16 protein-coding genes are annotated in these 24,899 nt (G+C 50.0%); 7 read left to right on the top strand and 9 right to left on the bottom strand.

The window, feature by feature from the left end:
* The first annotated feature begins 9 nt into the window (after positions 1-9).
* Together mutS and O3682_RS02850 are read left to right on the top strand one after the other, a co-directional pair.
* Positions 10-2,610 carry a DNA mismatch repair protein MutS gene (gene mutS / locus O3682_RS02845; protein WP_371508290.1) on the top strand — a complete coding sequence of 867 codons (2,601 nt, stop codon included), beginning with the start codon at positions 10-12 and terminating at the stop codon, positions 2,608-2,610.
* A 37-nt stretch (positions 2,611-2,647) separates the two neighbouring features.
* A complete protein-coding gene (locus tag O3682_RS02850) occupies positions 2,648-3,499 on the top strand; it encodes a DUF5672 family protein (RefSeq protein ID WP_371508292.1) in 852 nt (283 codons plus the stop codon).
* A gap of 43 nt (positions 3,500-3,542) precedes the next feature.
* Here the strand turns inward: O3682_RS02850 and O3682_RS02855 are convergent, their stop codons facing one another.
* Positions 3,543-4,379, bottom strand: a complete 837-nt coding sequence (locus O3682_RS02855) for a DUF4198 domain-containing protein (protein ID WP_371508294.1) — start codon at positions 4,377-4,379, stop codon at positions 3,543-3,545.
* 387 nt (positions 4,380-4,766) lie between these two features.
* On the opposite strand from O3682_RS02855, the gene O3682_RS02860 reads away from it, so the two are divergent.
* From O3682_RS02860 to O3682_RS02870, 3 genes are all read left to right on the top strand, one after another.
* Positions 4,767-5,816, top strand: a complete 1,050-nt coding sequence (locus O3682_RS02860) for a sulfate ABC transporter substrate-binding protein (RefSeq protein WP_371508485.1) — start codon at positions 4,767-4,769, stop codon at positions 5,814-5,816.
* A gap of 77 nt (positions 5,817-5,893) precedes the next feature.
* Entirely contained in the window at positions 5,894-6,952 is a 1,059-nt protein-coding gene (gene dinB, locus O3682_RS02865) for a DNA polymerase IV (protein ID WP_371508296.1), read from the top strand.
* A gap of 115 nt (positions 6,953-7,067) precedes the next feature.
* Positions 7,068-7,799, top strand: coding sequence for a phosphoadenylyl-sulfate reductase (locus O3682_RS02870; protein WP_371508298.1), 732 nt, complete (start codon positions 7,068-7,070; stop codon positions 7,797-7,799).
* Between the two features lie 59 nt (positions 7,800-7,858).
* Here the strand turns inward: O3682_RS02870 and recB are convergent, their stop codons facing one another.
* The 4 genes from recB to O3682_RS02890 form a co-directional block, all read right to left on the bottom strand.
* Positions 7,859-11,515, bottom strand: a complete 3,657-nt coding sequence (gene recB, locus O3682_RS02875) for an exodeoxyribonuclease V subunit beta (protein ID WP_371508299.1) — start codon at positions 11,513-11,515, stop codon at positions 7,859-7,861.
* A gap of 144 nt (positions 11,516-11,659) precedes the next feature.
* Positions 11,660-15,418 (bottom strand): hemagglutinin repeat-containing protein, encoded by a 3,759-nt coding sequence (locus O3682_RS02880; protein WP_371508301.1) that lies wholly within the window; start codon positions 15,416-15,418, stop codon positions 11,660-11,662.
* A gap of 255 nt (positions 15,419-15,673) precedes the next feature.
* Positions 15,674-17,341 carry a ShlB/FhaC/HecB family hemolysin secretion/activation protein gene (locus O3682_RS02885; RefSeq protein WP_371508303.1) on the bottom strand — a complete coding sequence of 556 codons (1,668 nt, stop codon included), beginning with the start codon at positions 17,339-17,341 and terminating at the stop codon, positions 15,674-15,676.
* Between the two features lie 211 nt (positions 17,342-17,552).
* Positions 17,553-18,461 carry a Dyp-type peroxidase gene (locus O3682_RS02890; RefSeq protein WP_314460642.1) on the bottom strand — a complete coding sequence of 303 codons (909 nt, stop codon included), beginning with the start codon at positions 18,459-18,461 and terminating at the stop codon, positions 17,553-17,555.
* Between the two features lie 103 nt (positions 18,462-18,564).
* On the opposite strand from O3682_RS02890, the gene O3682_RS02895 reads away from it, so the two are divergent.
* Both O3682_RS02895 and O3682_RS02900 read left to right on the top strand, forming a co-directional pair.
* Positions 18,565-19,653, top strand: coding sequence for a metallophosphoesterase (locus tag O3682_RS02895; RefSeq protein ID WP_371508306.1), 1,089 nt, complete (start codon positions 18,565-18,567; stop codon positions 19,651-19,653).
* Positions 19,654-19,795: 142 nt separating this feature from the next.
* Positions 19,796-20,386, top strand: coding sequence for a LemA family protein (locus tag O3682_RS02900; RefSeq protein ID WP_314459220.1), 591 nt, complete (start codon positions 19,796-19,798; stop codon positions 20,384-20,386).
* Between the two features lie 109 nt (positions 20,387-20,495).
* On the opposite strand, the gene O3682_RS02905 is transcribed toward O3682_RS02900, so the two are convergent.
* From O3682_RS02905 to O3682_RS02920, 4 genes are read right to left on the bottom strand one after another with little or no spacing between them, the layout of a single operon-like run.
* Positions 20,496-21,608, bottom strand: coding sequence for an SGNH/GDSL hydrolase family protein (locus O3682_RS02905; protein WP_314459218.1), 1,113 nt, complete (start codon positions 21,606-21,608; stop codon positions 20,496-20,498).
* The gene (patB, locus tag O3682_RS02910; RefSeq protein WP_314459216.1) at positions 21,605-22,633 is read right to left on the bottom strand and encodes a peptidoglycan O-acetyltransferase PatB; all 1,029 of its coding nucleotides are present in this window, start codon (positions 22,631-22,633) and stop codon (positions 21,605-21,607) included. The genes O3682_RS02905 and patB overlap by 4 nt, the downstream gene beginning before the upstream one ends.
* Positions 22,634-22,643: 10 nt before the next feature.
* Positions 22,644-24,080, bottom strand: a complete 1,437-nt coding sequence (locus O3682_RS02915) for an MBOAT family O-acyltransferase (protein ID WP_371508308.1) — start codon at positions 24,078-24,080, stop codon at positions 22,644-22,646.
* Between the two features lie 46 nt (positions 24,081-24,126).
* The gene (locus tag O3682_RS02920; RefSeq protein ID WP_371508309.1) at positions 24,127-24,765 is read right to left on the bottom strand and encodes a DedA family protein; all 639 of its coding nucleotides are present in this window, start codon (positions 24,763-24,765) and stop codon (positions 24,127-24,129) included.
* Positions 24,766-24,899: the final 134 nt, after the last annotated feature.

Below are 24,899 nucleotides of genomic sequence, written 5' to 3' on the forward strand. Positions count from 1 at the left end.
GGCTTTTCCATGTCCAAACCCACCGTTTCCCCGATGATGCAGCAGTATCTCGCCATCAAATCGCAGCACGCCGACAAGCTGGTGTTTTACCGCATGGGCGATTTTTACGAGCTATTTTTGGATGACGCGGTGGAAGCAGCGAAGCTGTTGGACATCACCCTGACCACACGCGGGCAGATGGACGGCGTGCCGATTAAGATGGCGGGCGTGCCGTTTCACGCGGCGGAGCAGTATCTGGCGCGACTGGTGAAGATGGGCAAAAGTGTGGCGGTATGCGAGCAGGTGGGCGAAGTCGGCGTAAGTAAAGGGCCGGTAGAGCGCAAAGTCGTGCGTATTGTGACTCCCGGCACGTTGACCGACGCGGCGTTTTTGGAAGACAAGGAAACCAACCGCATTGTGGCGGTGAACACGGATAAAAAACACGTTGCTATTGCGTGGGCTTCTTTGCAAAGCGGCGAATTCAAAACCAAGCTGACGACGGCGGACAAACTCGCCGACGAGCTGGCGCGTTTGCAGGCGGCGGAAATCCTGTTGCCTGAAGGTAAAAGTCTGCCTGATGGTTTTCAGATGACCTCTGCCAACATCACGCGCCTGAACTCATGGCAGTTTGCCGCCGACGCGGGCGCGAAGTTGTTGACCGAATACTTCGGTTGCCAAGACCTGCACGGCTTCGGTTTGGACGGCAAGGAATACGAAGCCGCCGTTGGCGCGGCGGGCGCGCTGTTGAACTACATCCGCCTGACGCAAAACCTGATGCCGCAACACCTCGACGGCATTTCGCTCGAAACCGACAGCCAATATATCGGCATGGACGCCGCCACGCGCCGCAATCTCGAAATCACGCAAACCCTCTCCGGTAAGAAATCGCCGACCCTGTTTTCCATACTCGACGGCTGCGCCACCCACATGGGCAGCCGCCTCTTGGCACTCTGGCTACACCACCCCCTGCGCAGCCGCGCCCACATCCGCGCTCGCCAAGAAGCCGTTGCCGCGTTGGGTTCGCAATACGAAACTTTGCAAGGCCGTCTGAAAAACATTGCGGACATCGAACGCATCGCCGCCCGCATCGCCGTCGGCAACGCCCGTCCGCGCGACCTCGCTGCCTTACGCGACGGCCTGTTTGCCTTGTCCGAAATCGAATTGTCCGCCGAGGGTAGCAGCCTTTTGGAAACCCTCAAAGCTGTTTTCCCCGAAACCCTGCCCGTCGCCGAAATCCTCAAAGCCGCCGTGATGCCCGAACCCGCCGTCTGGCTCAAAGACGGCGGCGTCATCAACCAAGGCTATTCGGCGGAACTTGACGAGTTGCGCCACATCCAAAACCACGGCGACGAATTCCTGCTCGACCTCGAAGCGCGCGAACGCGAACGTACCGGCCTTTCCACCCTCAAAGTCGAGTTCAACCGCGTCCACGGCTTCTACATCGAGCTATCCAAAGTTCAAGCCGAACAAGCCCCCGCCGACTACCAACGCCGCCAGACCCTGAAAAACGCCGAACGCTTCATCACTCCTGAACTCAAAACCTTTGAAGACAAAGTCCTGACCGCGCAAGAGCAGGCATTGGCACTGGAAAAACGCCTGTTTGAAGCCCTGCTGAAAGAAGTTCAGACGGCCTTGCCGCAGCTTCAAAAAGCAGCCAAAGCCGCCGCCGCCCTCGACGTACTCTCCACCTTTGCCGCCATCGCCGCCGAACGCGGCTTCGTCTGCCCCGCGTTCGCCGACTACCCCGTCATCCATATCGAAAACGGCCGCCATCCCGTCGTCGAGCAACAAGTGCGTCACTTTACCGCCAACCATACCCGCCTCGACCACAAACACCGCCTCATGCTCCTGACCGGCCCCAACATGGGCGGCAAATCCACTTACATGCGCCAAGTTGCCCACATCGTTCTCATGGCGCACACCGGCAGCTTCGTGCCTGCCGATTCAGCCCAAATCGGCCCCATCGACCAAATCTTCACCCGCATCGGCGCATCGGACGACTTAGCTTCCAACCGCTCCACCTTCATGGTCGAAATGAGCGAAACCGCCTACATCCTCCACCACGCCACCGAGCAATCCCTCGTCCTTATGGACGAAGTCGGACGCGGCACTTCGACTTTTGACGGCCTCGCCCTTGCACAAGCCATCGCCGAACACCTGCTGCAAAAAAACAAATCCTTCAGCCTCTTCGCCACCCACTATTTCGAGCTGACCAAACTGCCCGAAGCCCACGCAACGGCAGTCAATATGCACCTCTCCGCGCTTGAGCAAGGACAGGACATCGTTTTCCTCCACCACATCGAACCCGGCCCCGCCAGCAAAAGCTACGGTATCGCCGTTGCCAAACTCGCAGGCCTGCCCAACCGCGCTTTGAAATCGGCTCAAAAGCATTTAAACGATTTGGAAAACCAAGCCGCCGCCAACCGTCCGCAGTTGGACATTTTCAGCGCAATGCCGTCTGAAAATAGGGCAGATGAGGAAGGGAAAACACAAGAAGTTGAGCCTGTCGATAATTTGCAGACCAATGAATTGGCTGAAGCTTTGGCGCAGATCCAGCCAGACAACCTCACGCCGCGCGAAGCCTTGGATGCCTTGTATCGCTTGAAAGATATCTGCAATAAGGCGTCGTAAATAACGTAAAGGCCGTCTGAAACAGGAGAAACATATAATGAGTTTTGCTGACATTACCGTGGTGGGTATTACCGGTGCAGATTCTTATACCGAGGGCACGATGTATGCCATTATCCGCAGCTGTGCCGAATTGCCCGGCAGCCGTGGATTGCTGATCAGCCCGAGTTGTCCGCAAGGTTTGCCGGAAAATATTCGACATCAGCCTTGCCGGCCATTCGGTTATCTGGAATACAATCTGTTTGTTTTGTACCAACTGATGTATTACATCGATACTGATTATTGTTTGATTGTTCAAAATGACGGATGGGTGTTGAACGGTCAAAACTGGCAGGATGCCTATCGGGAATATGACTATATCGGCGCACCTTTGCCAATTTTGTTGGAAACCGAAGCAGACGGGCAGTTTTTCCTGAAGGGAACCGACCAATATTTGGCCAAACAACATCTGATTCAGACTTCTACGAATTTGGACGAGCCGCAGAACGGCGGTTTCAGCCTGCGCAGCAGACGGCTTTTAGCCATGCCGCGACAACTGGGCTTAAATGTAGAAATCCGACCGCCTTTGCCGCCGAAAGACGAAAAAATTGCCGATATGGAATGGCTGATACGGCTGCACCACGAAGATATGTTTTTGACGGCGCAACACCGTTATAGATTGCAGGACTTGGGTCTGAAATTCGCGCCTCCGAATATTGCGACGCAATTTTCTTCAGAAGTACCGTTGATCAATCAAATGAGGAATGTCCCTTTAGAGCGCGTCTTTGGGGCGCACTGGATGGGTAATGTAGTCTTGACCGGCCGTAACCGTGTCCGGTTTGCCCAATTGAATGAGGATAAATTGGAAACATACTCCCGTTTTTTTAGAAATTTGGGTTATGAATGGGAATAAATTAAGGCCGTCTGAAAGTTCAGACGGCCTTTTTTAATGGCTGTTAATGTTGATGATGGTGGGCATGGCGTGCAGTCGCGCGTTTGGTACCGACAGGCACAATCAGCGTTGCGTAAGCTTTGTCTTGTTGGCATACGCTTTTATCGCTGTAATCGGTCTCGTTCACCACTTTGATTTTCCACAAGCCGTCAATCAGCGTAATCACATTGACCACGCCGTTTTTATCGGTTTTGCCGGAGAAGCCTTGAGGCTCGCGGTGGTCATGGGTCGATTCCAAGTCCATTTCGGCCAAAGTGTCCGAGCTGGCGGTAACGGTGGTTTTAACCAAAGGCTCGCCTTTGTACAGGACTTTGACCGGCAAAATGCCGCCGGCTTTGACTTCGTTCGGATTTTGCAGCGGAACCAGTTCCAGCTCTTGGCCGATAGGGCGGGTCAATACAGCTTCATCAACTGCGCCGTTGCCCACGTGGACAAAGCTTTTGCCGAACATTTGTGCCTGTTCGCAATAGGTGGCACCGGCCAGTTGTTTTAAGGTTTGCTGTTTCCAGCCATCTTTGTTTTTCGACCAGAAAGTAGGTTTGTAGGTTGCGCTGATCCAGTAGGAACCTTCAGGCAAAGCGGCTCTAGAAACGTATTGATAGTTTTCGCCTTTATTTACCAAATCAACGGTTTTCTTTGAGCTGCCGGTCAATTGCAGCGGTTTGAAAATATGTACGCGGTCGTCGGCGATTTTTTCGACATTGGGGAAGTCATGGCTGTAACCCAAATCCGCATGCAGGATTTGGCCGGCAGGCTGATGTGTCGGTGCGGCCACCCAAACATCGTGCGCCTGCGCCACTGCGCCCAATCCCAGCAATCCTAAAAGCATCCATTGTTTCATAGTTTCTACACTCCATTTTGTTGTTGAATGAAAGGCCTTGTATTTTGGCGAGTAGAAACATTACTCTTATTTGCATTTTTTGTAAATAATAAGGATTATATTTTTTTAATTATAAATAATTATTTATATTGGGTTTCAGACGGCCTGACGTATTGGGTAATGCTGTTTGCAACGTATGTTTATCCTGTGTAAATAGTTGCTTTAATCTTTATCTAATTAATTTATATACAATTTATTGTGATGTTTATCTGAGTGGGCATTTTTTCCCGACTTCCGCCCGGATTGTATATAACCAAAACTGATAAACGCGAAAGCAAACATTATTTCCAGTTTGCATCCAATCCCGATAAAGTGCTCCCATATTTTTAACAGGAGCCGACCATGAATATCCGTACGCTTTCTTTTGCCGCATTGACTGCCGCGCTGGCTTTGAGCGCGTGCTCGCCAAAAGCCGAACAATCCGCCGACAATGCTTCTCAAGCTGCCGGAGGTAAGGGGGGCGAAGTCAAATTGCTGAATGTTTCCTACGATGTCGCCCGCGATTTTTATAAAGAATACAATCCTTTGTTTGTCAAAGAGTTTGCCGCAAAAAACGGCGGACAGTCGGTTGAAGTCCAACAGTCGCACGGCGGCTCCAGCAAGCAGGCTTTGGCTGTCGCCAATGGTTTGGCTGCCGATGTGGTGACCATGAACCAGACTTCCGATATCGAGCTTTTGGTGAAAAAAGGTTTGGTCAAAGCCGATTGGAACACGCGCCTGCCGGACAATGCCGTGCCTTATACCAGCAACGTCGTTTTCTTGGTGCGCAAAGGCAATCCAAAACACATCCAAGACTGGGGCGATTTGGCCAAAGACGGCGTGCAAATCGTTTTGGCGAACCCGAAAACCACCGGCAACGGCCGCTACGCCTTTTTGGGTGCGTATGGTTATGGTTTGAAAGTGAATAACGGCGATGAAGGCAAAACCAAAGATTTTGTGGCCGCATTGCTGAAAAACACGCCTGTATTTGAAAACGGCGGTCGCGCGGCAACGACGACCTTCAGTCAACGCAATATCGGCGATGTCTTGGTTACCTTTGAAAATGAGGCCAACTACGTCAGCAAAAAGCTGACCCAAGACCAGTTTGAAATCGTTTATCCGAGCTACACCATTCTTTCCGAAGCACCGGTTGCCGTCGTGGACAGCGTAGTCGACAAAAAAGGCACACGCTCCGCTGCCGAAGCCTATCTGCAAAACCTCTGGAGCGAACCGGCTCAAGAGTTGGCCGCCAATCTTTATCTGCGTCCGCGCAATGCCGAAGTATTGGCGAAACACAAAGCCGATTTCCCTGAGATTGAGACGTTTAATCCGAATGAGAAATTTGGCCCGTGGGAAGAAATCATGAAAAAATTCTTTGCCGACGGCGGATTGTTTGACCAGCTTTCCAGTAAAAAATAAGGCTTAAACATAGAGGCCGTCTGAAACTTCAGACGGCCTTTTGTTACAATAAGCCTTTTTCTTATCCACCTTTTCCCATGTCCCAACGCAAAATCATCCATATCGATATGGACGCATTCTACGCTTCGGTAGAACTGCGCGAGCAGCCACACCTGAAAGGGCTGCCCGTCGTTGTGGCGTGGGACGGAACGCGGTCGGTCATTTGTGCCGCTTCTTATGAAGCGCGCAAATTCGGTTTGCACTCGGCCATGTCGGTGGCAACGGCGAAAAGGCTGTGTCCGCAGGCGGTGTTTGTGCCGCCGCATTTCGATTTGTATCGCCAAGTGTCGGCGCAGATTCATGCCGTGTTTCGGCGTTATACCGATTTGATCGAGCCTTTGTCTTTGGACGAAGCCTATTTAGATGTTACCCGAAATTTTGAAAATATCCCGTATGCCAGCGAGGTAGCCAAACGCATTCGTGCCGAAATTTTTGAAGAAACCGGTTTGACAGCCTCCGCAGGCATTGCGCCCAATAAGTTTTTGGCAAAAATCGCTTCCGACTGGCGCAAGCCGAACGGGCAGTTTGTGCTGCCGCCACCCAAAATCATGGCGTTTTTGGAGGGCTTGCCGTTGGGTAAGATTCCCGGTGTCGGCAAAGTTACACTGAAAAAGATGAATGCCCTCGGTATGCAGACCGCCGGCGATTTACGCCGTTTTGAGCGCGGCGAACTTTTAAACCATTTTGGCCGCTACGGCTACCGCCTTTACGATTTGGCACGCGGTATCGACGAGCGGCCGGTCAAAGCCGAACGCGAACGCCTGCAAATCTCAACCGAAATCACTTTGCCCGAAGATTTGTCTTTGGCGCAGGCTTCAAGCCATTTGCCGCACCTTGCCGAAGACCTCTGGCGGCAGATTGAACGCAAAAACGTCGAAGCCAAAGGCGTTACCCTCAAGCTCAAAACCCACGATTTCCGCATTATCACGCGTTCGCTGACGTATTCTTCCGTCCTTTCCGACAGCGCCTCTCTGCTTCTGGCGGCGCATACTTTGCTGCAGCGCATACCGCCGCAACGCGAAGACGCCTTCCGCCTGATCGGTATCGGCGTGAGTCATTTGCTGCCGAAAAACCAGCAGCAGACGCTTTGGTTATAAAGAAATAGAAAAGCATTCTTTCCGTTTGAAGATAGGGCGCAGGACAATATCGTTCCATAACCATATCGGCAGCCGTTTCAACAGGCCGTCTGAAAATTATTAGGAACAACCAGCTATGTCTTTATTCCGTCCACAATTCTGGAAAATCCCCGAAATCAGCGATGACGAACGCCGCCGCCTGCCTGAGTTGACGGCCGTTTTGGAGCACCGTTTGCAAGACATTGCCGCTCGCTATCCGCAAGCCGTGTTCGCATCCAGCCTTGCGGTTGAAGATATGGTCATTACCGATGCCGTATGCCGTCTGAAACTGCCCATCCGCATCATCACGCTCAATACGGGCAAACTTAATCCCGAAACCGCCGCGTTGATTGCCGAAACCAATGCGCGTTATCAAACCGAATTGGAAGTGTTTTATCCCAACCAGCAAACCGCCGATGAATTTGAAGCGGAATTCGGTACGACCGCCATGTACGATAGCGTCGAGTTGCGCCGTCGTTGCTGCTATATCCGCAAAATCGAACCGCTCAACCGCGCTTTGCACAACGCGCCTGTATGGCTGACCGGACAACGCCGCAGCCAGTCCGAAACGCGCAGCGAATTAAATTTTGAAGAGCTGGATACTGGCCGCAACATCGCCAAATTCAATCCTATTTTTGATTGGGAAGAGCAAGATGTTTGGGCATATGCGCACGAGCACCAAGTTCCGCTCAATGCGCTGTATCATCAAGGTTATCCCAGCATTGGGTGCGAACCCTGCACGCGTCCGGTCAAGCTGGGCGAAAATATCCGCGCCGGACGATGGTGGTGGGAAAGCAAAGACAGTAAGGAATGCGGTTTGCACAAATAATCAAAGGCCGTCTGAAAACGTTTCAGACGGCCTTTTTGACGATTTAACAAAATGATTTATCAAGATTTTGTTATTCGTTCAACAAAAGTGGAAAGCAGGGCGGTATCGATGTCCCATTTCCAGATGCCTTGATCCGAGCCGTCCATGCCGCGCAGGAAGAGGTAGCGGATGGCGATTTTGGGCAAGGGCTTGCCGCGCAGGGCATAGTAGCGCGCAATGGCAACGGCGTAGATCAGGGCTTGTAGGTAGTAGTGATGATGCGCCACGACTTCGTTCATCGCCTGTTGCGTGTAGGCGCTTGCATCGTTGCCCAAATGGTTGGATTTGTAGTCGATTAAAACGACATTGCCGTCTGAATCTTGGCAAACCATATCGATAAAGCCGTTTAAATAGCCTTGCAAATCATGGAAATCAAGCAGTTGCGCGGCTTGGACGCATTCGGGCGGCAGGTTTGCTTCGCTTGAGGCAAACCAACGGTGCAAGTCGTCCAGTTTGAAATCGTCCATGTACAGGGTGAACCCCATTTCGGGCAGGCGTCGGGTTGGCGGAATCTGCGACAGGCTCTTGCCGATTAAAGGCGTCAGGCGGCAGGTGTCAAGCATGGCGCTTACCGTCGGCAGCCATTTGTCTTCAAAGCTGTGGCGTTGCAGAACTTCGGCAATCATTTCGGATTGGCTCTCGGCAGAGGCGGAGAAGTCGAGTTTTTCCAACATTTCATGCAAACATACGCCGGCATTGGTACCGCGGGGAAAATGGTGGATATCGAGGCCGTCTGAAAGTGGGGATGGCAGGTTTTCAGACGGCATGGCACGGTCTGCGCTTTCTGCCGGATCGATGGCAGGTTGCAAAGGCTCGTGTTGTTCGTCGCTTGACTTGGTGTGCCGACTCAAACCGGTAAAGCTGGTGTGGCGGATAAAGTCAAAATCGCGGCGTTTAATGCTATGTGCGCTAAAAGCTTGGTCTTGCTGGCGGCTGTATTTATAGACGGTTTCCGGCGGGGCTTCTTCCGTAAATGCAAACTCCGTATTTTTGGGCGCGTTTTTGATAAAGCGTTGCCAGTTGGTTTTGAGCATTTCTACAACATCTGTCGCGCTTTTATAGCTTTGGCTGACGCTTTCGCGGCCTGCATCTGGCAAACCTTCGAGCAGATAGGCAAAAGGATTGTTTGGCGTACAGTTTTTGTTGGCGGCGGCGTAGATATTGAGCTGTTCTTCGGCGCGGGTAAGGGCGACATAAAGCAGACGCAAATCTTCTGCCGTCTTTTCATCGGCAAGGTGGCTTAGTTCTGCTTCTGAGGTTTGCGATGTTGCCAGCAGCTCGGTTTCGTGGTTGTCAGTATGTAGGATTTTCCAGTTTTCTTTGGAATTGTCTTTGGTATCCCATGCGAAGGGGCAGTAAACCAAAGGATATTGCAAACCTTTCGACGCGTGCATGGTAACGATTTTGACCAATTTTTCGTCGCTTTCAAGACGGATGGTTTGCGCATCTGACGGGAAATGGCCGCTGCGCGCACGGCTGATTTGTTCGTTCAGCCATTTATGCAGGGCGGCAGGGTTGCGGCTTTGGCTGTCTTCTTCGGCTAAAAGCTCCAGAATTTGGTAGTAGTTGGTCAGGCTGCGTTCGTTGCCGCCTTTGAGCAGGCGTGTTTCGATATCATGTAGGGCGGCAAACTGCTGCACAGCGGCAAAAATGCCGCCTTTCCGCCATTTTTCCATGGCCTCGGCAGACGACTCCAGCCATTTCAGCAGCTGGTGTTCGTTGTGGTTGAGTTCGTAAATCTCTTTGGCGGTATAGCCGAACAAAACGCCGGTCAAGACAAAGCGCAGCCAGCCGGTTTGCCTTGGGTTGAGCCAAAAGCCGATCAGTGCGGACAGCGAGTCAGCCTCAGCGGAATCGAAAACGGACTGGCGCGACAGCAATACGCTTTGGATACGGCGCTGTTTCAGTTCACCGGCAATCATCGCCGCTTCGTTATTGGTGCGCACCAAGACGGCAATATCGCCGGACTCCAGCGCGCGGCCTTTGAAATTCAGACGGCCTTCGGCCGCTTCATTGAGCGCAAAGGCAATTTCATCGGCGCAATATTCGGCGGCGCGGCCACGTAAAATCTCTTTGCCGGTTTGATCGTCCGTATTGAGCCAGCGCACTTGGATGGCGGGGCGGTGTAGCGACAGCCGGCTTTTGGCGCGGCTGGCGGAGACATCGCTGTAATCGATGTTTTCCAACACGAAGGGGTGTTTTTTTTGTTTGAACAAGGCGCTAATGCCGTTGATCAGCTTGGCATGGCTGCGGTAGTTGACGGCGAGGGTGTAATGCCTGTCCGCATCTTGCGCGGCTTGCAGATAGGCGTAAATGTCCGCACCGCGAAAGCTGTAAATCGCCTGTTTGGGGTCGCCAACGAGAAACAGCGGGCAGCCTTGTTCGATAAAAATTTGGCGGAAAATTTCGTATTGCAGTGGGTCGGTATCTTGGAATTCGTCAATCAGCGCGATTTCCCAGTTTGCCGCCGCCGCTTTTGCCAACGCGTTGCCGTGTTCATTGGTGGTCAATGCCTGATGGACATCCAGCAGCAAATCGTCAAACACACGCTCGCGGCGTGATTTTTTTTGTTCGGCAATGGATCGGTTGATGTAGGAAAGGAGGTCGAGTTGCAGGCGGATGAAGACCGCTTCTTCAGCGCTTTCCATTGCCTGCAAATCACGACCGAGATTAGCCAAGGCTTGCAGCTGAATAATTTCCGGCGCATCGGCATCGGCTTTATATTCTTTTTTCAGTTTGCTGTTGAGCGTGTCGATACTGAAGAGGCTTAATTTTTCCAGCATTTGCTTGCTCAGGTGGGGCAGACGGTTGGATTCGGCGTTTGTTTTTAAATCGGTAAAAACATTTTCAAAGGTTTTTCTTTTGTAGGTTTGGCCGTTAAGTTTGGGAAAAATTGCCCAAAATGCTTTTTCCAAGTCTTCCAGTTGGCCGCAAACTTTTTGCCATGTTTCTTGAAGGTTGGCTTGGGCTTCTTTCAAATCGCCTTTAGGACGTCTGAATTTCAGATAGGGGCGGCCGGTATAGCTTTTGATTTCGGCAAGCATTTCTTCGGGCGTGTATTTCCGGTCAAAAACCAATTGTGCCAATGTGGCATCGGTTGCCACTTTCTGCCGCCAAAAGTCCTGCGCTGGAATCAGCAGCCTCTCGCGCGAGTCGTCCGACAGCTCGACATCCAAAGGCACACCGCACAAAAACGCATAATCGCGCAAGATGCGCTGACAGAAGCCGTGGATGGTGTAAATCGAGGCGTTGTCAAACTGGCTCAGGGCGGCTTTGAGGCGGAGAATCAGGTGATGGCAGCTTTCCTGTCCGTCTTGCTCGCCTAAAGCCAAAGGAATCAAGCGATTGAGAAAGTCATCGGGGGATTTTTTCTCTTTTTCATAATATTTGTTCAGGCCGTCTGAAATATGTTCCGGCTTGCCGCCCAAAGCTTGGATTTCGTTTAAAACCTGCAACACTTCGTCCAAACGCGCGCGTAAACGGGTTTTCAGTTCTGCCGTCGCCGCTTTGGTAAAGGTAACGACCAAAATTTTCTCGATGTCTTTTTTTTCTAAGACAATCAGTCGGGTAAAGAGCGCGGCAATGCCGTAGGTTTTACCCGTACCGGCAGAAGCTTCGATGAGGTTGGTGCCGTCGATGGAAAGTGTGAGCGCGTCAAAAGGAAGGGCGGAAGACATGGTTGGAACGGAATAATATTAGCGAGGCATTATCATAACAGAGATAGTGTGTTGTTTTGCACTGATGATAAAAATGCCGTCTGAAAACTTTCTGTTTTCAGACGGCATGTCTTAATGGCTATTAAATGACTTCAATAGTGCATCTTAGTAGCGCAAACGGCGTCTGGCGTAGCTTGGTTGGCGAGGACGGTAGGTATAACGGTTCGCCGCAGGAGCTTTACTGTCGTCATAGTAGTATGCAACATTATTACCGTTGATGGTCGTATTGTTGACGCTCAAACCGGTTGGAGAGCCGGTAGTAATAACAACATTGTCGCTTTGGATGGTGTTTGCCGTATTGGTTACGGTAGCTTCGTTTTTACCTTTGGCGTTGATGCTGCCGTTTGGTTTGCCTGAAGCATAGCTGCCGTTGACATTGACGGTCAGATTTTTTTCGTTAACGCTGCTGATCGCGCCGGAAGTATTGACTTTATTGCCTTCTACTTCAACGGAGTTGTTGGATACCAAGTTGGTACCGTGCAGGTTGACGTCGCCGTTGTTGGCATTGATTTTAATGTCATTGCCGGCCGCTACATTCGCGCCTGTGGCGGTAGAAGAAGCGTTATCGGTTTTGTTGACGCCGACAGAGCCGTTGACGTGAGGAACGGCAACACCGGTTTCAACATTGATTGTCGCACCAGCGCCGATACCGACATTAACGGCTGTACCTTGGTTGGAGGCAGTATTGGCTGACTCGGTGAAGGTTACGCCGTTGCCTGCGGTAATGTTGACGTTGTTGTTGGCAGTAATGTTGGATGCGATTTCAGCAGAGTCTTTGGCGTTGATGACAACATTGGTCGCATTCATATCGCCTTTGACGGCGGTAGATTCTTTTTTGTTTTCATCAGCGTAGTTGACGTTCAGGTTGGCATTCACATCAACGTTTGAACCGTCTTTGGTGTATGCGCCGACAGTCAAAGAAGCACCGCCTTGTTTGCTGCTGCTGTTGCTGGTGTTGTGGGCAGCAGTGTTGTGGTATGAACCTGCATCAATGTTGATCGCACCGGTAGCATCGTATTTTGTACCTTCATCAGACACTTTGTCATTTGCCAAAACGATGGCATTGCCTGCGTTGATGGTGGTTACGGTTGCAGTGGATTCATTGTGGGTTGAAGAATTGCCTTGACCTTGTGCAGTGATTTCACCGCCGATGCCTTTGTTGGTGCTGATGCCGGCAGAAACGACCAAACCGCCGCCATTTTGTTTCACATCGGATTTCGCACCGCTGTGTGCCGCTGCATGGGTAACGTTTTTGGCAGATTCAACCACATTGCCGGTCGCATTAATCACTGTACCTTCTTGATTAATATTGCCGTTTGCAGTGATGGTGGTGTTGCCACCGGTGTTGATGTTGGATACATGAGATGTATTCGTTACGGTAGTTGCATCTGTTTTGGTGCTGGTAATGCCGACAGATACGCCGACGCCTGCAACGTTATTTTTTTCGTATGCAGTAGCAGATACGCCCAAATCGGTTACGCGGCCGGATTCGGTCACAGTGTTGCTGCCTTTGGAGGCAACAACATTGACGTCATTGGCTGCGGAAATGTTGACGGATTCTTCGCCGTTGACTTGGCTGCCGCTGACGGTAATGTTTGAGTTGGATGACAACTGGGTGTTTTTACCGGTCAAAATGCTGCCGTTCAGGCCGACAGAATGGGTGTCGGTGTGGGTATCGGTGAATTTGATACCGGCTTTGGCAGTCACACTGCCGTTTTCTTTATTGGTTTCGGTGCCAGAGTAGCCTTTGATGGAATACTCGTTGACCTGTTTGTTTTCTACTGCTTTGGCTGCATCAATGGTCAAATCGCCTGCGGAAGAAAGTTGCAGTTTTTGTGCCGCGAACAATGCAGAGCCGATCACATTGATGTCTTTGTTGGAAACAACGGTCAGGTCGGCATTGGAAACCAGGGTAGAACCGGTTACTTTTTCAATGCTGCTGTTGCTGCTGGTTTTAGATGTCGTGATATTGAAAATCGTACCTTTACGCGCGCTTTGTGCGGAAGTATCGGTGCTGGTGGCGTTTTTAATATCAACATTGCCTGCTTTGGAGCTGACGAATGTACCGGCTTGGCCTTCAACAGTACTGCCGTAAACGTTGACACCGTTTTTTGCACCCAAGACTACGTTTGAGTTGGCAGTAATGCTGCTGCCGTGCAGGTTTTCGGTACGGCTGTTTTGAACTTGGCTTTCACCGCCGAACAGGCCGCCCCAGTATTTTTTCTGGTCGTCGAGGCTGTTGGTATTGATGGTGGTTTGAGTGCCCAAGTTGATCTTGTTGACATCGGTAACGATATTGCCGTTTGCCGCAATGCTTGCGCCGTAAGTGCTCAAATCACCTTCGGAAATCAAACCGATATCACCGGCTGCGGAGATTTTAGTTTGATGGGCGGTAGAGTTTTTTGAAGATTTTGTAGCGATGCCGGTTTTCAGGGCAGCAGTTTCATTTTTGAAGCTGACATAAGTCGAGCTGCTGTCGGTTTCGCTGTTGCTGCTCAATACGATTCCTTGTTGGGCGGCAATGCGAGCATCAGCAGCCGAGTTCAGTTCGGTCGCATCCAATTGAACTTTGCCTGTGGTGGCAATATTGACAGAACCGGCATTGATTTTAGTTTGATGCAGGCTTTCGTCAGCAGAAGAGCTTAGGTTGTTGTTGTACCAAAGGCCTTTGCTTTGAGTGTGGTCGGATTCTATACGGTTGGTTGTTTTTACCGCGTTAGAATTGATGTTGCCCGTGGCAGATGCAGTCAGCGCGCCGGCATTGATGTTGGCCGCGCTCAGGTTGAGGCTGCCGCTATTGTTCAAAGTCAATGATTCGGATGCATTGATATTGCTGGCGGTAAAGGTTTCCGTTTTGTTGCGCTCTGAACGGAAGTGCTGAACATTTTTCGCCTCTTTGCCGCTGGAAGATTTATTGGCGGAATGGCTGGTAACCGTGCCTTTGATGTCGGTATCACGGGCAAACAGTTCCATTTGTGCGGCGGTCAGATTGGCAGACTGGATGCTCAGGTTGCCTTTGCTGTCGATATTCAGGTAGCGGGTACCGGTAATGGCCGCATTTTGAATGTTTTGTTTGGCGCGTTTGTCGGTCGCGTGGATGCGGATGGTGCCGGCGCGCATACTGCCGAAGATATGGCCGTCAAGTACCGGCGCATTTGAAGCAGCGTCCAATGCTTCGATTTGTGCGGTTTTGTAGTCGAAGTTGCTTTTGCCTGAAGAAACGTTGATGGCATCGGCGGCATTAACGTTGGCTGATTTGCCGACAACAACTTGCGGCGCGAGCAGGTCAACTACGCGGTTGCCGCTCAAATTGCCGTTTACTTGCAGTTGTTTGCCATTGTCACTGATATTGAAAGATTTCAACGCGCCGTCTGAAACGGTTGGCGTACCGACAACCAAGGATGCGCGGTTGGCATTCAGGATGCTGCCGCCGTTGTGGGTAATGCCGTTAGGGTTTGCCAAAACATAGTCTGCGGCAATACCGAAGATCTCTTGCTGACCCAAGATCAGGGAAGGATTTTTGCTGACCACTTCATTCAAGATCACAGATGCGGCCTGACCTTGGAAGTTTTTATTGGCAGACAGGTTTCCTGCCAGTTGGGATTTACCGGCAGACAGGGCGTTATTCAAAACGGCGCCGTGTTGGGAAACGTTGTACTTGTTATATTGGTTGTGAGAAAGACCTTGGGCCGTCGGTGCGGCAATGTTGACGATGTCAACATTGTGCTGCTGCTGTACCGAAGTTTGGCCGATGGCTTCGATATTGGCCGCTACCGCTGCATTTCCCAGGAATGCAAAGCACACGGCGACAGTTACTTTGCCGGAAGCTGAGAGCTTAGGCTGATATAAAGTGTCGATTTTCATGGATTTTAATCCTTATTTATCGTGATGGAGATTGAATCAGAAATCCCATATCGGGTATCGGATTTCTGTTGAGGAAATTTTTGAATGTACTAACATTGTTATGAAATTTTTTACAATCATACCACCAGTATGGCCTTGTGTGTACTATTTCAAATGCAAATAAAAACCGCCCATCTTATTGATATTAATAGAAAATTAATAATGTTAAGATGGGCGGTTTATATATTGGATAAAAGGATATATATTTACATAACTTTAAAATGGAATGCGTAAAGAAACGGTCACATGATCCTGTATTTCGCTGTTTGATTGGTTGGGCATGCGTGCAAAACCTTTGCCATAGTCGGCAGAAAGCTGCCATTTGTCCGCCTTGCCCAAATTCAAACCTGCAACCACACCCATGGCGCGTTGCGAACCTTCGTTATTGTTTTTGGCAACGCCGATGTCTGCGCCCAGATAAGGCTCGATATAGATGCCGTGGGGCGTATTGCGGCGGAAATAAACGGTATTGCTTAACAGGACTGCGCTGTTTGCGCTCAAAGAAGTCGAACGGAAACCGCGTACATTTTGATAGCCGACGATGTCCATTTCTTTAGTGGCAAACAAATCATGCGGGCTATATTGGGCATCGATTTGGTGATGGTTGCGCACGATCCATTTGCCCAATGGGCGGTTTTGAATCAAATTGCTTTGCAAGGATACAGAGGTATAGCGCTTGTCGAACGGCGTATGCTCGGTATTTTTAGCAAATCCTTGTTCCACGCCGATATTGTTGAGCCAAATGCCGTTTGGCAGGATGGCTGTATGCGACAGGCCGACTTGTGCCGAATAGATTTCCGGGCTTTGTAATTCCAGTTTGCTGTCGGCAAATTTTGCAGTCTGTTTTACGTAATCGATGCCGGCATAGGTGGAGGTAATGTGTTTTTGACTGCGTGAGAATACGCGGTCTGCTTTGATTCCTGCCGCTTTGGATTTGGAGCGGTAGGCATAGCGCGTTACGCTGGGCGTTAAGATGCTTTGCGATTGCGACGCGGCGGCGTAAGTGCTGAATGTCCATGCGCCATAAGGAACTTGGTAGAACATACTGCCGCCGCGACTGTAATGGCTGTCGTGGTTGTTTAGATTGGTATAGCCGTTTAAATAAAGGGAGTCGCTCAATCCCAACGGGCTGCCGATATTCAGGCTGCCGCGCAGTGTCGTGGTATTGGGTTTACTGCCTTTATTGTCGATGGTAATGCTGCCGCCCCAATGTTTTTCGGCATCGTTGTTGAGTTGGATGGAGGCGGTGCCGTCATCATGCGGATACACATCGATGCTGACGTTGTTGCCGACAACATGGTTTGCCTGTTCGATACCTTGGTCGAGGTATTGGATGTTCAGCGGTTTGCCTTGATGATTGGGGAAGAGGGTGTCGACGTTGACCGTATGGGAGCCGCCGGTAATTTCACGGATTTTGCCTTCGATGATGGCCAATTTCAGGATACGTTCAGGCGTGGTTTCAAATTTGATTTGCGTATGCGGATAGCCATGAGCGATATACTCGGCAACGATGTCTTGGTTAAGTTGGTTGATGCTGTTTTGATTGATGCATTTGGGGAGCTTGGCTTCAATCTTTTTGGAATTGATAAGGGTAATACCGGAAAGCTCAATACCCGTGTAATCCAAGCATTCGGTATTGTTTTCAGACGGCCTCTCTTGTTTAACCGCGTCATTATCTTGTTTTTTTTGTAAATCCCATGCCGACTGCTCGCGTTTTTGGATTTCGACCGAATGAATCTGGTCGAGATTGTCGCGGAAGTCTTTGTCGAATTGGTTGGGTACGTTTTTATCGATTTGATCGAGCGGATTCGGCGTATTGGCCGCATAGGCGTTCAGAGCAGAAAGAATCAATACGGGCAGGGGAAGAAGGCGGGATTTATACATGGTGTCGTAATTTTATAGGGATAATAATTGGGTTTATTTTATCGAAAATAGCTGCTTGGGGCGTATCGGTTTTTATCCTTGTCTGCAATCAGGGTTTATTAAGCAACAATGGGATAAATTTCTATGATAATACCATAAAATTATTAAGGGAATTTAAATAACAAAAACCTGCCTTTGAAAAGGCAGGTTTTTTCAGACGGCCTGAGAGCCGTTAAAGATTTTGCAAACGCTCGACAGAAGGCGCGTAGTAGTAAGCACCTGATACGGCTTTAGACAAATATTTCAGCAGTAAGTCGGTTTTGCCGTCTGTATCGCCGAACATATTGAGCAGCTGAACTTCAATATTGTGCAACGTGTTGCAATAGGAAGTGAACATCAAACCGTGTTCGCCGCTGATTTTGCCGAATGGCAAGCTACGGCGGACGATTTTCAAGCCAACGCCGTTTTCTTTGACATTGACGCGGCCGAGATGGGAGTCGGGCAGGCGTACATCTTCGCTGAATTCATCATTGGTTTCTTTGCTGCGGCCCACGCTGGCTTCTTGTTCGGCAGTAGGAACGGCATCCCATTTTTTCAAATCGTGCAGGTATTTTTGCAGCAAAACATAGCTGCCGCCGGCATCGGGCTTGCCTTCGGGAATAATGGCGACATTGCGCACATTGTCATCGCCCTGCGGATTTTCCGTACCATCGACAAAACCGTCAAAGCCGCGGTCTTCATACAGGCGCAGGCCGTGTTCTTCAGTGGATACGCGGATGCTGTCGCCGAATGCGCTGAAAACAGATTGAGCTAAGGCATAGGCGGCTTTTTGCTCGGTGGCTTGAATGTGGATATAGAGGTCGTGTTGGGTGGAAGGGGCGAGGCCGTTGCCCAATTCTGGGAAAGGTTTGATTTCACTGCCTTCGTCAGTATGGCCGAACGATTGCCATGCGCGGCTGCCGAAGGCAATGGTCAAACCCAAAATATCATTTGGAAAACGGGTTTTCAGTTTGGCCAAGGATTCCAAAGAAAGGCAGCAGGCAGATTTGATGTCTTCGTTTCGGCCGTCTGAAATGTCTGCTTCGATAAAAATACCGGCTTGTGCGTGATCAGGAATAATAGCTGATTGAGGGTGGCTCATGATGATTCCTTTCAAAATATTATGGGTTTTTACGTGGGGGATTATACACTGAAAGTTTCAGACGGCCTAAAATCTGCCTTTTGATTTTTTAGGGCGGAAAGGCATGTTTGGCAAGATGTTTTTTGTGAGTGTCATTCTGTTGCAAGTGTTTACATTCGGGCTTGGGCGTTCGCTGCAATGGCTGTTTGCGCCTTGGATTGGCAAAGTCGGCAGACGTTGGCTGATGGGTATTTCCTATTTCATTACAAACGGCTTGTTGATCGGCTTGCTGCTGGAGTTGGGGCATATGATGTTCCGCGTGGTGGCGTTTTGGATGGTGATCTTGCTGTTTGTGATGTATGCCGCGCTGGCGACATTTATCCTGTATCTTTTGCTGCGCCGTTTTATGGCGCGCCAACCACTGTCACGAAGCCTGCGGCTGTTTGCGCCTTTGTTTGTGGCCGGTTTGCTCGGTTTTGGGATGTATAACGCCTATATGCCTGTTGTTCGCCATCAGACTGTATTCATCAATAAGAAAATGGATAAGCCGCTGCGTATCGGTGTGGCCAGCGATTTGCACTTGGGAATTTTGTTCGGCGCGCGTCAATTAGACAAACTGACGGACATCATGAAGCAGGAACAAGTCGATATGGTGTTGCTGCCGGGGGATTTAATGGACGATACTGTCGATGCCTACCTTAAAGAAAACATGAAACCACATTTGCAGAAGCTGACTGCGCCGATGGGCGTTTATGTCACTTTGGGCAATCATGATTGGTTCCGCGATCAGAAGCGCATCAAACATGAATTGGAAGCGGCAGGTTTGACGGTTTTGGCCAATCAGGTTTTGGAAGTGAATGGTGTGTTGCTGGTAGGGCGGAGCGATAATTTGGATCGCAAGCGTCCTAGTGCGGAGCAGCTTTTAGAAGGTCAAAATACCCAATTACCGATTTTATTGATGGACCATCGTCCTACTTCAATCGAAGCACATGCCCGGCTGCCGATTGATGTGCAGGTCTCCGGCCATGTCCACAATGGCCAAGTTGCACCTGCCAACCTTATCGTCCGTACGCTTTATCGTCTTGCTTACGGTTATGAGGCGATCGGCAACGGCCATTTCTTCACCACTTCGGGCTACGGCTTCTGGGGCATTCCCCTTCGTTTGGGTTCGCAATCAGAAGTGTGGGTTATCGACATCAAGTCAAAGCATTGAAATAGAAATATAAACTTCAGGCCGTCTGAATTTCAGACGGCCTTTTTTATGAAAATTGGGAAAAAATATTGAAATTGGATTATAATCGATGTTAATAAAATCAGCCACCGATATGAGTGGCATTATAACTAGGGAACTCACTATGGGCATTATTAGTCTTGTACTTATCTTTGTATCAATCGCCGCCGTCTTATTGTATTTCAAACAACAGTTGAAAGACCGCAAAAAAGACTGTCGCGAATCCTTTGTCTCTTTGCGCATTGCGCTCGACTGCCGACATCAGGCCGTCCGTCATGTATTGGATGCATACAGCAAACACCTGCAAGAGCAGGGCATTGCATCGGATCGAAACGTTCAGCAGATGTGTGCCGAAGTCGAAACCGCATTGGCGCAAACTGCCAAAACATTTTCCGAATCCAAAATCAAACATCTGTGCGAAGCCGAAACAGCATTGAATCATGCGCTGAAAAAATTGCAAACTGCCGTCAAAGGCCTTTTGAAACAGTATCCTGATGAGAAATTGGCCGGTTTGATGGAAATGCTGGATGCAGCAGAGGCGGAAGTTGCATCGGCACGCCGCACTTACAACCGCAGAGCCGGAAGCTACAACCATCATTTAAACAAGCTGCCCAACCGCCTTGTCGCCAAGCCATTAGGCTTTGACAGGCAGGCAAGATTGGTTCATTTTACGGAAAACCAAACGCAACGAATGAGCAGCAATATGTTGGCTTAAAAAAATAAGCAGTTTGCTGAATAAGCGATAAACAAAAGGCCGTCTGAAATATTAATTTCAGACGGCCTTTTATGTGCTGTTAATGAAAAACACTTAGGCTTTGGCCAATTTATTGAGCAAAGCGGATCAGGCTGTCGGCAAGCTTATCGGCTGCAGTTTCATAACCTTGTGCAGAGAAGTGAACGCCGTCTTTGGCTGCCAAGCCTTGAGCCATCCAGTTTTTCATGCTGCATGCCCCGCCCATCGCATCCTGCCAAGACCAGAACATGATTTTTTCGTCATGGGCAACGCGTTGCTGCATTTGTTGTACTTCGCTGAGCAAGACAGGGCGGTTGCCGCAGCTGCCGTAGGCGGTTTTCAAAGATTCCGGAGCACCGAGGATCAGGATACCTGCGTTGGGCAGGGTATTTTTGATTTGACGGATGTAATTGCGCCATGTCCGCTCGGTAGAGGAAATATCGAGGTTGCCGGAAAAGGCTTCATTGGTACCGTAGGCAAGGATGATTAAATCGGCTTTGGTTTGTGCCAAATCTTCCCACATACCCGGCCGCCATTTTGACCATTGGGATAACTGTGCGCCGTTGATGCCCATGGCGGAAACGGTTACGCCGCGTCCGGGGCGTTCGATATTAATGAAACCGATTTGCCAAGGCATGCTGCTGCTGAGGGTCATCGGCAGGGAAGCATTGGTACGCAGTAGTTGCCAACCGTTTTGTGTGGCAGGGATTTCATGGCCGTTGACGGTCAGGGTTTGCTCGGACCAAACCGGTTTGCCGAAAATGGAGATTTGTTGCATATCCATGCTGCCGTCGGCTGCGCTTAAGGTAATGCTGCCGCCATCGGCGCGCGCTTCAATACCGCCGAAAGAAAAGTCGCTGTGTGATTTGCGGCTGCTGATGGTGTTCCAACCGCTGCCGCTGTAACGGACGGTTGCCATGCGCTGGCCTTTGACGGTATTGGGATAAACCCAACCGATGCCGCCGTTGCCCCATTGTTGTTGCAAACGGCGACGCAGGCGGTCGGTGAAATAGTCGCCGGCGGTGTGGGAGTCGCCGACTTGGATAATGCGGAATTTGCCGTCTGAAGTATGGTTGAGCTGTTGCAGTTTGTTCAGCCAGGCAGGGCGGTTGGAGCCGTAGTTGCTTAACAGGCCGTCATTGGTTGCGCAGGCGGTAATAGGGAGTGCGAGAAGCGTGAGGAGTAAGGTTTTATTAAATTTCATGGTTGTGTATCGTGTGTAAAATTAATTTTTTCCATAATTTTTCCGGCCAATAGTTTTTGGCCTTCTGCGGAAAAGTGAATGCCGTCCTTGCTGCGGTAACGGATGATTTTTCCATCTACTTTGACAGAGTCGGCATATTCTTCTGCGCCATTGCTCAACAGTTTGTCGGTCGGCAGCCAAATGGCTTGAGGCGACACCGTACCTGACAGGATTTTGTCGAGGTAGCGCATCTGTTCGTTGAGCTTGGCTTTTTTCATGTAAGGAATGCCCAGCCAAATGACTTGGACATCATGTGCGGAGGCTGCATCAAGAATACGGCGGACGCGGTTGAGGTATTCTGCCTCCCATTCAGGAGAGGCGAACTTTAGGTATTTTTTACCCATTGGGAAATCCCAAGGGTCGTTGGGGCCTAAGAATACAACCAAAACGCGGATGTCGGGTTCTTTTTGCAAAGTTTGTTCGATGGTTTTCGGCCAGTCGAAGAAATTGGGGTAGGACAAACCGGTACTTTGTTTGCTGAGGTTGACCGATTGTACGCCATATTCTTGCTTGAGGTGTTTTTGTACGAAAGGTGCAACACCCTGCATCAGCGAGTCGCCGGCAAAGAAAACTTTATTGCCTTTTTTCAACACGACCTGTGTTGCCGACTGATCAGCCTGATTGCTTGGCTCGCTGGCTGCGGTATCTGTATTGTTAGCTGCATCGGAAGCAGCAGACTCTTTTTGATTGTCGGATACTTCAATGTTTTCCGTATTTTCAGACGGCCTTGTTGTTTCAATATCAGAGTCTTCTGAAGCTAAAGCATCTTCTGCTTCCAGCGAAGCTTTCAGGCCGTCTGAAAATTCGTAAGCTTTTTGTTGCCAATCCGCACCGATACGCCACCAAGCATATTCGGATAAAGGCTCAAGCGGACTGTTCTCATGATAGGTCTGCTGCCAATAGGCATTGATGGAGTTTTGGGCAAACCACGTCAGCGTAACTGCACTGAGCAGAATCGAAACAAACAGGGAGATAAAGCGTTTCATGTTCTGCTCCTTAGAAGTTGGCGTAAATAAAGCCGGGAATGCCGGACGGGGCGAAGACGATAATCAGGGCGAGGATAAGCGTGATGGGGATAAACCACAGCCATGCAGGCAGTTTGTCCAAGCCTTTTACCGATGCTTCAAATAAGCGAAGCAAATACGGGTATAGCAAAAGCATCATCGCAAATGCACCCAGCAACATGAGGTCGGTAGGCAGAGGCGCGTTCCAACCTTTGTCATTGGCAAATAATGCACTGAACAGCATTTCCGTATCGGCAAGCGTTGCGCTGTTGAACACGACAAACGCGAAACAAACGAAATGGAAGGTAAACAGCCAGGCAAGCGGTTTACCGATTTTCAGACGGCCTAAGGCATTGCGGCCGAAGATTTTATCGCCGCAGTTAAGGAATACCAAAGCCGCACCGTGCAGCGCGCCCCAAATCAAAAAGCTCCAGCCGTAGCCATGCCAAATGCCGGAAAGCAACATGGCAATCATCAGGTTGAGCTGGGTGCGGCCAAAGCCTTTTTTGCTGCCGCCCAAAGGGATATAGATATAGTCGCGAATCCAAGTGGACAGGCTGATGTGCCATCTGTCCCAGAAGTCGCGGATGTTGATGGCGCGAAGCGGCGCGGCAAAGTTTTTCGGCAGCTGGAAGCCGAGCAGCATGGCCAAACCGATGACCAAATCCGAGTAACCGGAAAAGTCGAAAAAGAGTTGGAAGGTGTAGCCATAAATCGCAGACAACACGCCCCAGCCGTCGAACTGGGCCGGATTTTCAAAAACAGGCGATACCCAGCCTTCCGCCAATACGCCGGCAAGCCACCACTTTTTGGCAATGCCCAATACAATCAGGCCAACCGCCAACGCCGGATAAATCAGCTGGCGTGCCTGTTTGGTGCGGATTTGCACCAATGCCCCCACTTGTTCGCCATCTATGCTTTTAAAAGCGGCCGCACGGATAATCGGGCCGGATGTGATGGTGGGGAAGAAGCTCAGATGCAGTAGGAGCTCGTGCCATTCAAAACGGTCTCCCTTAGGCTCGCGGTAGCAATACACCAAGTAAGCCAGCGATTGGAAAGTGTAATAAGACAAGCCTAAAGGCAAAAGGATGTCGATGACGGCGCTTTGTCCTGTATATTGCTGAATAATCGGGCGGAAAAAGTCGAAGTATTTGAAGAAACACAAAACAGTCAATGCCGCTGAAATACCGCAACCCAGCCAAAATTTGCGGATATTCTCGTTTTCAGAAAACATCAGCACGCTGACCAGGTAAACCACAGACGAGTAAACCAAAATCAGCGCGGCAAAAATAGGGTCGATACGGTAAAGCCAGCCCAGCCCGGCAACCAAAAGTAAAACGTTTTGAACTTTCGGCAAACGTGCGAATGCCCAGTACAGCGGCAAAAATGCGATAAAGAATACCGCAAACTCAATAGACAGCAACGGCATGACAATTCCTTGATGTGTTTAAACTTTCAAACTTTTCGATTGATTGTTATTTTTTGGTGTTAAGTTTGGCACGGATAATTTCGACTACCGCGGGTAAAATCGAAATAACGATGATTGCCGCCATGACTAAGCCCAGATTGTTTTTGACGACGGGGATATTGGCGAAGAAGTAGCCTGCATAGGAAAACGACAATACCCACAACACCGCGCCGATAATGTTGTAACGGATAAACGTCGCGTAGTGCATATCGCCCATGCCGGCGACAAATGGCGCAAACGTCCGCACAATCGGCACAAAGCGCGCAATGATGATGGTTTTGCCGCCGTGTTTTTCATAGAACGCATGGGTTTTTTCCAAATACGAACGGCGGAAAATTTTGGAATCCGGATTAGCAAACAGTTTTTGTCCAAAAAATTTGCCGATCATAAAGTTGGCCGCATCGCCTAAAATGGCGGCCGCTAAAAGCAGCAATACCATGACGTGGATGTTCATGCCGCCGATGGCCGCAATACCGCCGGCAGCAAACAGCAGCGAGTCGCCGGGCAAAAATGGCGTTACGACCAAACCGGTTTCGCAGAAAATCACAACAAACAAAATCGCGTAAATCCACGGGCCGTATTGGGCGGAAAGGTGGACAAGGTGTTGGTCGATATGGAGGATGAAATCAATAAGGGTAGAAATCACTAGGGTTCCCCAAATAAAAAGGCCGTCTGAAAAAGAACAGACAAATGTTTCGGCGAGAAGTTCGACATTGTAAAACCAAAGCGGAATAAAACCAATGCCGTAAGCACGTCAAGATATGTTTAGAAGTGCAGATA

This window comes from Neisseria sp. 27098_8_112 (assembly GCF_041433235.1).
Taxonomy (GTDB): domain Bacteria; phylum Pseudomonadota; class Gammaproteobacteria; order Burkholderiales; family Neisseriaceae; genus Neisseria.